General features: G+C 63.7%; 16 protein-coding genes. 4 read left to right on the forward strand and 12 right to left on the reverse strand.

Annotated features, from left to right (window positions below):
- Positions 1 to 2: 2 nt before the first annotated feature.
- Together ACTS1Z_RS13815 and ACTS1Z_RS13820 are read left to right on the forward strand one after the other, a co-directional pair.
- Complete coding sequence (locus ACTS1Z_RS13815) at positions 3 to 977, forward strand: diacylglycerol/lipid kinase family protein (RefSeq protein WP_442625052.1); 975 nt, start codon at positions 3 to 5, stop codon at positions 975 to 977.
- Positions 974 to 1,882 carry a hypothetical protein gene (locus ACTS1Z_RS13820; RefSeq protein ID WP_442625053.1) on the forward strand — a complete coding sequence of 303 codons (909 nt, stop codon included), beginning with the start codon at positions 974 to 976 and terminating at the stop codon, positions 1,880 to 1,882. The genes ACTS1Z_RS13815 and ACTS1Z_RS13820 overlap by 4 nt, the downstream gene beginning before the upstream one ends.
- Before the next feature lie 18 nt (positions 1,883 to 1,900).
- Here the strand turns inward: ACTS1Z_RS13820 and ACTS1Z_RS13825 are convergent, their stop codons facing one another.
- The 7 genes from ACTS1Z_RS13825 to ACTS1Z_RS13855 all read right to left on the reverse strand — a co-directional run bounded on the left by ACTS1Z_RS13825 (position 1,901) and on the right by ACTS1Z_RS13855 (position 9,273).
- Positions 1,901 to 3,859 carry an ATP-binding protein gene (locus ACTS1Z_RS13825; protein ID WP_442625054.1) on the reverse strand — a complete coding sequence of 653 codons (1,959 nt, stop codon included), beginning with the start codon at positions 3,857 to 3,859 and terminating at the stop codon, positions 1,901 to 1,903.
- 94 nt (positions 3,860 to 3,953) lie between these two features.
- Positions 3,954 to 5,204, reverse strand: a complete 1,251-nt coding sequence (gene spt, locus ACTS1Z_RS13830) for a serine palmitoyltransferase (RefSeq protein ID WP_442625055.1) — start codon at positions 5,202 to 5,204, stop codon at positions 3,954 to 3,956.
- On the reverse strand, positions 5,201 to 5,443 hold the full coding sequence (locus ACTS1Z_RS13835; RefSeq protein WP_442625068.1) for an acyl carrier protein: 243 nt from the start codon (positions 5,441 to 5,443) through the stop codon (positions 5,201 to 5,203). Before ACTS1Z_RS13835 ends, spt begins: the two co-directional genes overlap by 4 nt.
- Positions 5,444 to 5,573: 130 nt before the next feature.
- Entirely contained in the window at positions 5,574 to 6,485 is a 912-nt protein-coding gene (locus tag ACTS1Z_RS13840) for an NAD-dependent epimerase/dehydratase family protein (protein ID WP_442625056.1), read from the reverse strand.
- Positions 6,482 to 7,606 (reverse strand): glutamate 5-kinase, encoded by a 1,125-nt coding sequence (gene proB / locus ACTS1Z_RS13845; protein ID WP_442625057.1) that lies wholly within the window; start codon positions 7,604 to 7,606, stop codon positions 6,482 to 6,484. The genes ACTS1Z_RS13840 and proB overlap by 4 nt, the downstream gene beginning before the upstream one ends.
- On the reverse strand, positions 7,591 to 8,631 hold the full coding sequence (gene obgE / locus ACTS1Z_RS13850; protein ID WP_442625058.1) for a GTPase ObgE: 1,041 nt from the start codon (positions 8,629 to 8,631) through the stop codon (positions 7,591 to 7,593). The genes proB and obgE overlap by 16 nt, the downstream gene beginning before the upstream one ends.
- 48 nt (positions 8,632 to 8,679) lie before the next feature.
- The gene (locus ACTS1Z_RS13855) at positions 8,680 to 9,273 is read right to left on the reverse strand and encodes a TetR/AcrR family transcriptional regulator (RefSeq protein WP_442625059.1); all 594 of its coding nucleotides are present in this window, start codon (positions 9,271 to 9,273) and stop codon (positions 8,680 to 8,682) included.
- 49 nt (positions 9,274 to 9,322) lie between these two features.
- Between ACTS1Z_RS13855 and ACTS1Z_RS13860 the strand changes: the two genes are divergently transcribed.
- Together ACTS1Z_RS13860 and ACTS1Z_RS13865 are read left to right on the forward strand one after the other, a co-directional pair.
- Complete coding sequence (locus tag ACTS1Z_RS13860) at positions 9,323 to 10,195, forward strand: metal-dependent hydrolase (RefSeq protein WP_442625060.1); 873 nt, start codon at positions 9,323 to 9,325, stop codon at positions 10,193 to 10,195.
- Positions 10,196 to 10,277: 82 nt separating this feature from the next.
- A complete protein-coding gene (locus ACTS1Z_RS13865) occupies positions 10,278 to 10,799 on the forward strand; it encodes a peroxiredoxin-like family protein (protein ID WP_442625061.1) in 522 nt (173 codons plus the stop codon).
- On the opposite strand, the gene ACTS1Z_RS13870 is transcribed toward ACTS1Z_RS13865, so the two are convergent.
- The 5 genes from ACTS1Z_RS13870 to ACTS1Z_RS13890 form a co-directional block, all read right to left on the reverse strand.
- Complete coding sequence (locus tag ACTS1Z_RS13870) at positions 10,796 to 11,344, reverse strand: GNAT family N-acetyltransferase (protein ID WP_442625062.1); 549 nt, start codon at positions 11,342 to 11,344, stop codon at positions 10,796 to 10,798. The two genes, ACTS1Z_RS13865 and ACTS1Z_RS13870, sit on opposite strands and share 4 nt — an antisense overlap.
- Before the next feature lie 167 nt (positions 11,345 to 11,511).
- Positions 11,512 to 11,778: a 50S ribosomal protein L27 gene (rpmA, locus tag ACTS1Z_RS13875; protein WP_442625063.1), complete on the reverse strand. Its 267-nt coding sequence runs from the start codon at positions 11,776 to 11,778 to the stop codon at positions 11,512 to 11,514.
- A gap of 2 nt (positions 11,779 to 11,780) precedes the next feature.
- On the reverse strand, positions 11,781 to 12,299 hold the full coding sequence (rplU, locus tag ACTS1Z_RS13880; protein WP_442625069.1) for a 50S ribosomal protein L21: 519 nt from the start codon (positions 12,297 to 12,299) through the stop codon (positions 11,781 to 11,783).
- 122 nt (positions 12,300 to 12,421) lie between these two features.
- The gene (locus tag ACTS1Z_RS13885) at positions 12,422 to 13,270 is read right to left on the reverse strand and encodes an alpha/beta fold hydrolase (protein WP_442625064.1); all 849 of its coding nucleotides are present in this window, start codon (positions 13,268 to 13,270) and stop codon (positions 12,422 to 12,424) included.
- Positions 13,271 to 13,316: 46 nt separating this feature from the next.
- The coding region (locus ACTS1Z_RS13890; RefSeq protein ID WP_442625065.1) for an alpha/beta fold hydrolase at positions 13,317 to 14,059 on the reverse strand (743 nt) is incomplete at its 5' end.

Consider the following 14,059-nt stretch of genomic DNA (forward strand, 5'->3'; position numbering starts at 1 on the left):
GCATGGTCTGCGTCGCCCTTCTCTCCAATCCCCGCTCGACGGGAAATGTCGCGATGCTGCCGCGCATACGCAAATTCTGCGCGCAGCGGCGGGACATTTTCCATTACGAGGTGGAGGATGTGAGCCAGATCGGCGAGGCGCTACAGACCATCGCGCGCGTCAATCCGCAGATATTGGTGATCAATGGCGGCGACGGCACGGTCCAAGCCGCCTTGACCGAACTGCATCACGGCCGGCATTTCGCGGACGCGCCGCCGCCGGTAGCCGTGCTGCCGAATGGCAAGACCAATCTCATCGCGCTGGATCTCGGCGCCGAGGGCGATCCGATCAAGGCGCTCGAGCGGATCATGGAGATCGTCCGTACCGACCTTTCCCGCCACATCGTGAGCCGCGAACTGATTTCGCTGAGCGGCGGCGGTTCGGCCGACCGGCCCGTGCTCGGTATGTTTCTGGGCGGAGCGGGGCTTGCGGATTCGATCCTCTATTGTCGGCACAAGATTTATCCGCTCGGCCTGCCCAACGGCTTCAGCCATTTCATCACGGCCATGGCCGTGGTCCTGTCGGCACTGTTCGGAATCAAGGCGCGGTTTCTGCCGCCCCAGGCCCGGCCGATCAGCGTCTCGGTCATCCACCAAGGCGAGATCCAGGGCAAATTCGCGCTGCTCATGGTCACGACGCTGGAACGTCTGCTGCTGAAGAGCCAGACCGTGCGCGGGCCCGCGACCGCGGGTTCGCTGAAGCTCATGATGGTGGAGCAGAAGCCGCTGACTTTGTTGCGCGCGCTATGGGCGAGCATATTCGGCAAGCTCGACAGAACGCGGCTTGCCGGCGTTCATCTGAGCCGGGGCGATGAGATCCGCATCGAGGGCGACCAGTCGAGCGTCATTCTCGACGGCGAGCTCTTCGAGGCGCGGAACGAACAGCCGATCGTGCTGACACCGACGACGCCAGTACCGTTTCTCTCGCTGGCGGCATGACCGCGCTTCACGATCTGGTGCGGGCGGAGCTTCAAACTCCGGTCGATCCGCGCGTTACGGCGTTCGCCCGTCATGTGGCGAGCCTGTTCGGCGATTCCGCGCGCGCCGTGCTGTTTTACGGCTCGTGCCTCAGAACGACCGAACTCGACGGCCAGATGCTCGATTTCTACGTTATCGTCTCAGACTATCGCGACGCCTATGACAAGCGCTGGCTGGCGACGGCCAACCGGCTGCTGCCGCCCAACGTGTTCCCGGTTCAGCATGGCGGGCTGCAGGCCAAATATGCGGTGCTCAGCGAAAGCGATTTTGCACGGCTCGCCTCGTCGCGGACCCGCAACGTATCGGTCTGGGCGCGTTTCGCACAACCGGCGCGGCTCGTCTGGAGCACGGATGCGGCGGCCGAGGCGCGCGCAGTGGATGCCGTCGCAAATGCTGCACCCGCCCTGCTCGATGCCGCGCTGCCGATGCTCGATGAAAGGGTCGAGCCACTCGATCTGTGGCGCGGCGCGTTCGCACTGACCTATTCGGCGGAATTGCGGGCCGAAAGAACCGGGCGGGCCGCATCGGTCGTCGATTTCGACCCGGACCGCTATCGCCGTTTCACCGCACCGGCGCTTGCTGCGCTCGGCATGGAGGCTGACGCCGGCGCCGATCTCATCGCAAACCTGCGGGCGGGCGGCGGACGCTGGCAATGGACCCGGCGGCGCATCGAAGGGAAACTGTTGACGATCGCGCGGCTCGCCAAGGCGAGCGCGACCTATGCCGGCGGCGTCGATTATCTGGCCTGGAAGATCAATCGCCACGCGGGCACCGAGATCACGGTTCGGCCGTGGCAGCGCCGCTGGCCGCTGATCGGTGCGCTCGTTCTGCTACCGCGCCTCATTCTCCGGGGCGCCGTGCGATAAGCGCCTGACGGCTGCCGCTCAGACCGTTTCGACAGGTTTCGCAGGCGCCGCGGCGTCCACGGCTTGGGCCAGTGCGTTGACGGTAAACGGTTTGCGCAGGATCGCATGGTCGGCGAACCGTTCCCCGTCGATCGCTTCCCGCGCATAGCCGGTCACGAAGATCACCGGTAGATCGGGGCGGCGCGCGACGACCGTCTCGGCAAGCTCCGGGCCCGTCATCTCCGGCATTACGACATCGGTGAGCAGCAGATCGATAGCAGGCTGTTCTGCCAGCACCTCCAGCGCCTCGCGCCCGCTGGCGCATGCGAAGACCGTGTGGCCCAGCTCTTCGAGTGCCGCCGCGGTCGACTTGCGGACGCGCGCATCGTCCTCGACCATCAGTATCGTCCGCGCATGCTGGCTTGGACCGACTGTGTCGGTGGCATCCTTGAAACCGTCTTCGCCAACGACACGGCCGGTAAAGCGCGGGAGGAACAGGGACACGGTGGTGCCCGATCCGACTTCGGAGTCGATCCAGATATCGCCGCCGGATTGGCGGACGAACCCGAATATCTGGCTGAGACCGAGGCCCGTGCCCTTGCCGACCGGCTTGGTGGTGAAGAACGGTTCGAACACATGCTCGATTGTATCCTCGTCCATGCCGCTGCCTGTATCGGTAACGGCGATGCGGACATAGTCGCCAGCCCCGATGTCGCCGACTTCCCCGGCGGCGAGCGCGCGGTTGCCGATCGCGATGCTGAGATCGCCGCGGCCGTCCATCGCATCGCGCGCATTGACGGCGAGATTGAGTACCGCATTTTCGAACTGGTGCGGATCCACCCATATCGGCCAGATATCGTCTTCGGCGTCGATCGATACGGCAATCTGTTCGCCGATCGCGCGGTGGAGAATCTCGGCCATGGCATCGATCTGTGCGACAGGATCGACGCCTTTGGGCAGAAACGGTTCGGCGCGAGCAAAGGTCAGCAGGCGCCGGGTCAGCGTCGCCGCCCGGTTCGCCCCTTCGAGCGCATGGTCGATATGATCTGACGCGCGGTCCGGGTCAGCCATGATCTTCCGCTTCGCCATGTCGAGACCGCCGATCACGACGGCGAGCATATTGTTGAAGTCATGCGCGATACCGCCGGTCAACTGGCCCACCGCTTCGAGCTTCTGCGCCTGCTGCAGCTTCTGCTCGGCTGCCTCGCGCTCGGCCGCCTCGGCGCGCAGTTCGGCATTCAGCAATTCCAGTTCGGCCGTGCGCTCGGCCACCGCGTCTTCCAGTTCCTGCGCCCGCTGGTCCGCGTCCGACCGCTGCCGAAACGCAGAGAAGGTTGTGTAGGCGAGTATGAGCGCCGCGATCGCCAATATGATCCCGGCAAGCGTCAGCAGCGTGGCGAGCAGGCGGGCCCGTTCATTGGTCGCGACGCGCGCGGCGGATCGGTCGCTCAACAGTGCGCGCTCGCTTTGTGCAATGTCTTCGAGAATGCGGCCTACGGTCACGCCGTTCTGGCTGTTGGCGATACTGTTGTAACGGGCCAGCGCGTCGAAATTCTGGCCAGCCGAGGCGAGCCGCGCCGCGACCGCGAGCTCGCCGCCATAATCGCGAAATACCGTTTCCAGTTCCGTGGCTCTGGCCGATTGTTCCGGGTTATCGCGAACGATCCGCTGCAGGCGCTCGACCTGCCGTGCCGCGGCGCGGCGTTCGTTGCGGTAGATCGTCGCCGGCGCGCTGTCGCCGTTGATGATGAAGCGGCCGAGCGCCACCTCGGCGCGGGCGATCGATTCCTCGATGCTCCGGGCGGCCATGATCGTTTCGAAGCTCTGTCTTTCGCTGAGCGCGGCCGCGTCGCGTTCGTCGTTGGACTCGATCACGAGATAGACGAGCGCGGCGAATAGCAGGGTGAGCACCAGCGCCACCGCACTGGCGAAACCGCGACCCCAGACCTCCCTGCTGGAAGATCCGGTGAGGCCGGTCGTTCCTTCCGGATCCGTCATGACCGCGAGACTATATAGCGCCCAAGCGAGTGCGAATAGCGACGGGTCGCGGTTCGTCCCCCGATTTGCTTCGGCTGAACGCGGGTTTTGGCTGTTAGATGGCGCCGGTCGCCTTGCCGGCTGCCTCGAACATGCCGAGAATCTGCTCGACCTGCTCGGACGTATGCTCGGCGCAAAGCGAACAGCGCAGCAGGTATACGCCAACCGGGGTCGCGGGCGGGCGCGCCATGTTCACGTACAGACCCTGGTCGAGCAGCGCCTGCCACATGCGCACGGCTTTTTCCTGATCGGGCAGCAGCACCGCCAGAATCGCGCTTTCGGGTTCGTCCGTCGCCAGTTCGAAGCCGAGATCGCGCAGGCCCTGGTGCAGGCGCTTGCTGTTTTCCCACAGATGCGCCCGCTTGTTGCCGGCATACATGAGCTTGCGGATCGACGTCGTCGCGGTCGCAACCACGGACGGCGGCAGCGAGGCCGTGAAGGTGTAGGGGCGGCAGACGAGCCGCAGAAAATCGGTTTTCGGATGGTTCGAGACGCAGAAGCCGCCAACCGTGCCGACGCTTTTCGAGAAGGTGCCGATGATGAAATCGACCTGGTCGATCACGCCCTGCGCTTCGGCGACGCCGCGGCCGTGTTCGCCGAAAAAGCCCATCGAATGCGCTTCGTCGACCAGCACCATCGCGCCATATTTCTTGGCGATCGGCACCATTTCGTCGAGCGGGGCGATATCGCCGAGCATCGAATAGACGCCTTCGAGCACGACGAGCTTGCCCGCCTCGGGCGGCAGTTTCGCCAGCCGCTTTTCGAGATTTTCGACATTGTTATGGCGGAAGCGCACGATATCGGCGTTGCCGAGAAAGCAGCCGTCATAGATGGACGCATGGCTGTCGGCGTCGAGGATCACATAATCGCCCTTGCCGGCGAGCGTGGACACAATGCCGAGATTGGCCTGATAGCCGGTCGAAAAGACCATGGCATGGTCCATGCCGTAAAACTCTTCGAGCGCTTCCTCGCAGGCCTTGTGGCCCTGATAGGTACCGTTGAGCACGCGGCTCCCCGTGGTGCCGGAACCGAACTTCTCGAGCGCCTCCTTGCCCGCTTCGATCACGTCCGGATCGAACGTCATACCCATATAATTGTACGTGCCGAGCAGGATCGTGTCCTTGCCGTCGATCACCGCCTCGGTCGGCGATTTCACCTCGTCCATGACGATGGCGAACGGATCGCGCACGCCTGCAGCGAGCAGGTTCTCGCGCTCCTGGATCAGCGGTGCAAACTTGTCGAACAGGTCGGTGGCTTGCGGTGCGTCCGTTTCCGGTGCGATCGCTTCGGATGTGGTCGCGTTCATTCTTTCAACTCCTCGACAGCGTCGACGAGCTGGCCGACGGTTTCGATCTCGGCCTGCTGGTTCATCGTGATCACGATATCGAACTCGTCTTCGATCGACGCCACGAAATCCATTACCGTCAGGCTGTCCCATTCGAGATCGCCGGCAAAGGTCGTGCTCTCCTCGAGCGTCACGCCTTTTTCGTTGAACGGTTCGATAAGCGTCTTCACCGAAGCGAAGGTCGTCGCGCGGTCTGTCATCATGCGTCCCTAAAAACTATCGAAACGGCTTGGCAAGGGAATGCGGCGGTAAAACGGCAAAGGATTGTCGAATTCAGCGCGTGTTGCGGTGCAGACACGGTCCGAAACCACGCAATTCCGGGGGTTGCAGCTATCCAAGCCAGTCCTGGTCGCGATACCAGCGTGCGGTGTCGGCAAGGCCCGTCTCATGCGGGATTTGGGGCGACCACAGGCTTTCCGGCGGTTTGCGCGCCGGATCAACGACCCAGTCCGGATGGCAGAAATAACGGGCCCGATCAGGCGTCAGCTTGGCGTCGTCGCCCCGGAAAAGACCGTCGAGCCGGGCACCGAGCCGCACCAGCGGCGCGGGCATCGATACCGTCCGAACCGATTTTTCGACCGCGCGTCCCAGCGCCCGGCCGAAGGCGACATGGCTCAGCCCGTTCGCCGTACCGTCATCGGGTTCGTAGGTTGCGCCGATCGCCGCTTCGGCCTCGATGGCCGCGAGAATAAGCGCGCCGAGGTCCCGGACATGGATGATCGAGGCGCGGCCCTCTGGCGGCAGGATCACGAGGCCGCGTCGCGCCATCGCGAACAGTTCGAGCGTTTCGCCGTCGCCCGGTCCATAGACGGCGGGCGGCCGGATGATCGTCCAGTCGAGGCCGGACTCCTGGACGAGCGTTTCGGACTCGGCCTTCGACCAGCCGTAGTCGGACAGGTCCGGCTCGCGGGCGGCGAGCGAGGAAATGTGGATGAAGCGCCGGATGCCCGCATCGCGCGCGGCGGCGATCATATGGCGCGTGCCCTCGATATTGGGCGCGGCGAAACCGGCCCGGTCGGTCGCGCGAATGGCACCCGCGATATGCACGACGGCGCGCGCACCCTGCGCCAACTCCTCGAGACTGGCCGGATCGCTCAATCGCCCAGGCACCCATTGAATGCCGTCGACGGGCGGCCGGTCCTTGCGTGTCAGGGCGCGGACGCCATGGCCCGCATCCACCGCCATCCGCAGCAGATGTCCGCCGACAAAGCCCGTCCCGCCGGTAACCGCTAGCACGCTCACAGGAAGACCATATGGTTGCGGTGGACGAGGGCAGGGCGGGGTGCATAGCCGAGGATCGCTTCGAGCTCTCCGGTCTGGCGGCCCTTGATACGCTCGGCGGCGGCGCTGTCATATTCGGCAAGGCCGCGGGCGACGATCGTGCCGCTTTCATCGGTAATATCGACGACGTCGCCGCGGTCGAAAGCGCCGGTCACATGCGTGACGCCGGCCGGCAACAGGCTGTTGCCGTCTCTGAGTGCTTTGGCCGCACCAGCGTCGATGGTGACGCTGCCGGTGGCGGTCAGGCGCCCGGCCATCCAGGATTCCCGAGCGGAGGGCGCACGGTCGGCGGCGAATATCGTACCCGTCCCGGTCTCGGTGAAAGCGCGCAACGGGCTGTCCGGCTCGCCCGAAACGATGGCGAGCGGGATACCCGCAGCCGTTGCGATGCGCGCCGCCTGGATTTTCGACGTCATCCCGCCCGATCCCATGTCCGACGCGCCTTCGGCCATGGCGGCGACAGTCTCGTCGATCGCGTCGACGGAGCGGATCAGTTCAGCCGTGTCGTCGCGCTTAGGATCGGCCGAATACAGTCCGGCGACATTGGACAACAGGATGATGCCGTCGGCGCGCGCCGCCTGACCGATGCGCGCGGCGAGCCGGTCATTGTCGCCGAAACGGATTTCTTCGGTCGCGACGGAGTCATTTTCGTTGATCAGCGGTATCGCGTCGAGGCGCAGCAAACGGTCCAGCGTCGCCGCGGCGTTGAGATAGCGCCGCCGGTCTTCGAGATCGCCGAGTGTCACCAATATCTGCGCGGCGGTCAGGCTTTGCGCGCCGAGGAGCTCCGCCCAGCATTGCGAAAGCGCGATCTGACCGGCGGCCGCCGCGGCCTGCGCATCGTCCAGGCTCTTTCGTCCGCCGCCCTTCAACCCGAGCCGGCGGGCGCCAAGGGCTATCGCGCCGGAGGAGACCAGCATGATTTTCTGTCCCGCCTTTTGGCGCTCAGCGATATCGGCAACGAGCGTCGCCAGCCAATCCTGGCGGACAGTGCCGTCTTCCGCGACCAGCAGCGACGATCCGACCTTGACGACGAGACGTGGGCATTCGGACGGTGAAAACGCGCTCAAAGCGGCGACCATGTCTCTTCGTCCTCGGTGTCCGCCTTCTCGTCCGACCGCCGCTCGCCAATGGCTTCGATGACATGATCGAGCACGGTTTCCAGCCCTTCGCCGGTCGCACCGGATAGCGGCAGGACCGTGCTGCCCGTTGCTTCCTCCAGCTCGGCACCCAGAGCGTTCATCAACTCCTCGTCGAGGAGATCGGCCTTGTTGAGCGCGACGATCTCCGGCTTCTCGGCCAGCCCTGCGCCATATTGCTTCAGCTCCTCGCACACCGTGCGCCACGCGGCGACCGGATCTTCGCCGGTCGCATCGACAAGGTGCAGCAAGACACGGCACCGTTCGACATGGCCGAGGAACCGGTCGCCGATCCCCGCGCCTTCGGCGGCGCCTTCGATCAGCCCCGGAATATCGGCCATCACGAAATCGCGTCCCTTGTGCTCGACCACGCCGAGCTTGGGATGGATCGTCGTGAACGGATAGGCGCCGACCTTGGCCTTGGCGTTCGAGACGGCGTTCAGGAATGTCGATTTTCCGGCATTGGGCAGGCCGAGCAGCCCGGCGTCTGCGATCAGCTTCAATCGCAGCCAGACCCACATCTCCTCGCCCGGCTCGCCGGGCTGATGCTGGCGCGGGGCGCGGTTGGTCGAGCTCTTGTAGGAGAGGTTGCCGCGCCCGCCGATGCCGCCCTTAAGCATCGTCTTGCGCTGGCCGACTTTCGTGAAATCCGCGAGTACGACTTCCTTGTCCTCGCTCAGTATCTGCGTGCCGACCGGCACCTTGATGACAAGATCCTTCCCGCCAGCGCCGGTTTGCTGCTTGCCCGCGCCGCCCTTGCCGCGCGGCGCCTTGAAATGCTGGGCGTAGCGAAAGTCGATCAGCGTATTGAGGCCCTCGACCGCCTCGAAGACGATATCGCCGCCCTTGCCGCCGTCGCCGCCGTCCGGGCCGCCATATTCGATATATTTCTCGCGCCGGAAGCTGACGGCCCCGGGGCCGCCCGCGCCCGAGCGAATATAGATCTTGGCTTGGTCGAGAAAATGCATGGGGATTGTGTAGGGATTAGCGCGAAGCGCCGCTAGGGCTTGGCTACGCTAGCGGTCGTTCGCGAATCCGTAGGATGCTCGCGAGGCGCTCAGCTGTTCGGTCGCCATGTCGCGCGCCGTATCGCGCGGCAGGCCGAGCGATTTCGCCAGTGGGCCGCCGAGCAAAGCGTCGCCGAGCGCCCACAGCACAAGGCCGAGCGTATCCTTGTGCATCGCGATATTCTCATGGCCCTCGCCGAGCTGGTCGATCAGCTCGTCGATGGTCTCGACGATCGGGTCGAGCGCATCCTCATTGCCGGTAAGGATCATCCAGCTCGCCAATGCGCCCGCGCCTTCCTTGTCGAACGCATCGAAGGTCAGGTCGACGATTTCGCGCGTTTCGCCGTCGCCGGCGCGCGCCTTCAGCACGACCGCGCCGATCGTGTCGCAGACATTCTTCGCCAGGAATCGCGCGAGCTCGCGCTGCAGGCCCGAAGCCGAGCCGAAATGGTGCAGGAGATTGGCATGGGTGCGGCCGATCCGGCCCGCCACAGCTTTGAGCGTAACGGCCTGCGGCCCGGCTTCGATCAGGATTTCGCGCGCCGCCTGCAACGCCGCGGTCCGGCTCTCTTCAGGCGTGAGGCGCTTCTTCACTATTGACATTAATGTAAGTAGCCTTCAGATACTGATTAAATCGCAATGGAGTCGCACCATGGCCAAACGCAAGACACCTGTCGACCTTGAGATAACACCGCGCGACCGGCGCTTCGGCCGCGACTCGACGCAGAAGCGCTGGTGGATGAACAACGATCCGATTGCCACTGCCTTTTACAATGCGCTGTCGGTGACCTTTCCGAAGGGCGAAGCCTATTTCGTCGAGGCGGTGAAGGCGCATCGCGAGGGCGTGCCGCCCAAGCTCGAGCGTGAGATTCGCGCCTTCGTCCAGCAAGAAGTCATGCACAGCCGGGAGCATGTGGCGTTCAACCGCAAAGTCGCGGAAACCGGATACGATATCTCGCCGCTGGAACGCGTAGTCGATGAGTCGTTGGAAAAAACGAAGGATCGGCCTCCGCTGATCGCGCTGTGCGTAACGATGGCACTCGAACATTATACCGCTATCCTGGCTCATCAGTTTCTTTCCGTGCCGGAGCTGCTGAATGGCGCCGATAAGGAATGGGCCGATCTGTGGCGCTGGCACGCGATCGAAGAGATCGAACACAAAGGTGTCGCCTATGACACCTGGCTCCATGCGACGCGCGACTGGTCGCGCTTCAAGCGCTGGTCGGTCAAGGCGCGGGTGATGCTGCTCGTGACGATGATGTTCTGGCCGCGCCGCATCCGCGGCATGCGCGAGCTGCTCCGCCAGGACGGGATCACGGGCTGGCGAGCCCTCGCGCGGATCAACTGGTATCTCTGGGGCAAGCCCGGCCAGTTGCGTCGCGCGCTGAAGCCGTGGCTCGCCTATTTCCTGCCCGGCTTCCATCCCTGGAATCACGACGATCGCGAGCTGATCCGGCTGGCCGACAGCGACTATAGCGATGCGGTCATGCCCGAGGCGCAAACGGGAAAAACTGTCACCGCCTGATTCCGTCGGCGGCCGCCCAAGCTGAAACCTTTTCGTGCGCGCAACCGTATTGGGGTTATGCACTCACGAAAGGGAACCACTCATGACTGCATTGTTGCCTGACAGCCCTGTCCCAGCCCTCTCGCTGCCGCTCGTCGGCGGCGGGACGTTCGACCTTGCCAAGAGCGACGCCGAGAATTTCACGCTACTCCTATTCTATCGCGGGCTGCATTGCCCGATCTGCAAGAAGCAGCTCAAAGATCTGCAGGATCATCTGGGCAAGTTCGCGGATCGCGGGGTGAAGACCGTCGCGATCAGCATGGACAGCCAAGAGCGGGCCGAGCAGTCCAAAGAGGAATGGGGGCTGTCCGAGCTCGAGATGGCTTATGGCATGGACGAGGCGACGGCGCGCCGCTTCGGACTCTACATATCGACCGGTATTTCGGACAAGGAGCCGGACACGTTCAGTGAGCCCGGCCTCATGCTCGTGCGCCCGGACGGCCGTCTCTACATGGCGTCGGTGCAGAGCATTCCCTTTACCCGCCCGCCGCTCGACGAGCTTCTGCAGGGCATCGATTACGCGCTGAACAAAGACTATCCGGCGCGCGGCACGAAACCGGCTTAGGCGGCAAGCGCGGGCGGCACGGTTTGCGCTCCATCCTCCTCGTCGAGCGCGAACATCACGCAATCGACATCGCGGTTGCGGGCCCGGGAGAAGCGCGGCGCGATCCGCCCGGTCCGCCGGAAGCCGAGTTTCTCCAGCACCCGGCCCGAGGCCGGATTGTCGACGAAATGGCCGGCCTCGATCCGCCTGTAGCCGAGCGACGAGCGGACTGCTGCGATCGCCGCCTGTGCCGCTTCCGTCGCATAGCCGCGTCCCCAGCTATCGGGCCGTATCCAATAGCCGAGCTCGGGCGCGTCCTCGCCTTCCATGAAGCCGACACCGCCGATCATGCGCACCGGATCGACCGTCCGGTCGATGATCTGGAAGCTCGGATGATCGGGATCGGGTTCGCGCGAGAGATACTCTTCCGCGTCCTCGAGGCGATAGGGCCAGGGCATCCGCGCCGTGTTCCGGGCGATACGCTCATCGGCGATCGCTTCGGTCAGGGCAGGGGCCTCTTCTATCCAGCCGGGCCTGAGCAGCAGTCTCTTCGTAACCGCGAACATGTCTCTCTCCATGCCGCCCCCGCTGCGCCCTGTACGCGCTTTGGGTGACGGTTATATGAGGGAGACCATAAAAAAGGGAGATCGGGTCAGCCCGTCTCCCTCGTTCAGCCCCGTTTCCGGAACCATCGGGCTGCCCTCCCTGAGGACAGCCCTTTATCGACTGTCCTTTATTCGGCCGCTTGCGCCATCTCCACGCCCACATAGGTGCGGTTGTTACGGCCTTTTTTGAATCGGACCACGCCGTCCACGAGCGCAAAAATCGTGTGGTCGCGACCGAGACCGACATTGTCCGCCGGAATCCATTTGGTGCCGCGCTGGCGCACGATAATGTTGCCGGCCACGACGCTTTCGCCGCCGAACTTCTTGACGCCCAGGAATTTCGGGTTGGAGTCGCGACCGTTGCGCGACGAACCACCTGCTTTCTTATGTGCCATGGTTACGCGTCCTTATCGTCTGTCTTGGTCTCGGCCTTCGGCGCCGCCTTCTTGGCGGGCGCTTTCTTGGCCGGGGCCTTTTTAGCTGCAGTCGTCGTCTTGGCGGCCGTCTTCTTGGCCGGAGCCTTTTTCGCGGGTGCCTTCTTCGCCGGGGCGGCCTTGGCCGTCTCGCCGTCTTCGGTCTTCGCTGCGGCCGCCTTCTTCGGAGCGGCTTTCTTCTTCGCGCCGCCGATGCCCGTGATCTTGATCTGGGTCAGCATCTGGCGATGGCCGTTCTTGCGGCGATAATTGTGGCGCCGCTTCTTCTTGAAGATGACGACCTTTTCGCCCTTGCCCTGTTCGACGATCTCGCCGGACACCGTGAGGCCCTTCGTGTCCTTCAGGTCGGCGCCTTCGCCGGCCATCAGAACATCGTCAAACGAGACCGAATCGCCGGCTTCGCCAGCGATCTTCTCGACCGTGATTACATCACCTTCGGCGACGCGATATTGTTTGCCGCCCGTGCGCACGACTGCGAACATGGTACCAACTTTCATCAATTCTGCGATCCGCACGAGACTCAAGGCCACGGCCAAGCCCCCGCGCGGGAAAGCGCGCCAGATATGAGATGCTGGCGCCTATGTCAACCGATGACGGGGTAAAATCAGGCCGCTGCGGCGCTTTCGTCCATCTGGTCGCGGTCCAGAAATTCGCGGACGAGATCGATAAATTCCTGCGCGTGGCTGAGCATGAACAGATGACCGCCATCTTCGATAATCACCAGCTCGCTGCCGGGGATGAGCGTGTTGAGTATCTGTCCGTTGATCGGCTGGACGATCGGATCGCGGTCGCCCGTCAGAATCAGCGTCGGCTTGCGCAGGAAGGGCAGGGCGGGGGCGCTCGTCCATCCCAGCATCGCGAAAAGCTGATAGAAATAACCGATCTTGGACGGTGGTCTGATCCGGTGGATATGGCCGTCGGACCCCTCGGTCGATCCGCCGTACAGCGTCTCGAAATGCGTCTCCATGAACTTGGGATCGATATAGCGGCGCGGGTCGACCATTTTCGAGAGCGCGGAAAATTTGCCGGGCACCATCAGCATGCCGGCGGTCGTCGCGACGAGGATCAGCCGGTTCGTCCGGTTGCCGTGCTGGAGTGCGAAATGCTGCGCCATGCCCCCGCCCCAGCTCACGCCCATCACGTCGACGACGGGCATCTCGTAACGGTCGAGCAGCTCGCTCGTGATCCAGGACATGATGAACGGATTGTAGGGGATGGCCGGGTCAGGCGATTCGCCGACGCCCGGCATATCGAAGGTGATGAAATCCCGGTCGTCCAGCATCGTCGGCAGCGGCGCGGCAACTTCGGTATTGGCGCCGATCCCGTTGAAGAAGAGCAAAGGCGGCTTGCCGTTGGCCGGCCCCGTATAGCGCCAATAGGCGACCTGCAGCTGGCGGCCGCCGACGGTCTCGAGCGTATAGACGGGCGGTTCCATATGGGGGGATTTTGACATGAATGACTTTCTCTAGATTTGGGATCGGCTCATGCGTGGCATGGGCCTATTCGAGGACATAGGTCCCCGGCGCCGGGTCGCTGGCCTTGTGTTTTTTGCTGCCAAGCTTCTCAGGCGCGGGCTTCTCCTCGCCGGACCGGCTTTGCAGCCATTCCATCCAATAGGGCCACCAGCTGTTCTGCACCTCCTCGGTGCCTTCCATCCATTTGTCGACGGATGCGGGCGGCTTGGTTTTCTTCTTGGACTTGAAATATTTGGCCTTCGGATTGCCGGGCGGATTGAGGATCGCCTGCATATGGCCCGATTGCGAGAGCACGAACTCGACATTTTTCGATCCGAACAGCTGCGTCGAGCGATAGCAGGCGCGCCACGGCGTGATATGGTCGGTCACGCCGCCGAGGATGAACATGTCGTTCTTCACCTTGGTGAGGTCGACCGTGTGGCCGGCAATTTCGAACGTGCCGGGCTCGGCATAGGCATTGGCCTCGAACAGGTCGAGGAAATCACCCATCAGCGTTGCCGACAGGTTCGTCGCATCGGCATTCCAGAACAACACGTCGAACGCCGGCGGGTCTTCGCCCATCAGATAATTGTTGATCACATAGTTCCAGATGAGGTCGTTGGGCCGCAGCCAGGCAAAGCCGCGGGCCAGCGAACTCGCTTCGATAATGCCTTGGCGCTTCGCCCGCTGCTTGGCGAGCGCGATGCCGTTTTCCGAGATCAGTGAACTGGCTTCGGTATCGCCGGGCTTGGGCTCGAGCACGCAGACCATCATCGTCGCCGCGCCGA

This window comes from Parasphingopyxis sp. (genome assembly GCF_052168295.1).
GTDB lineage: Bacteria > Pseudomonadota > Alphaproteobacteria > Sphingomonadales > Sphingomonadaceae > Parasphingopyxis.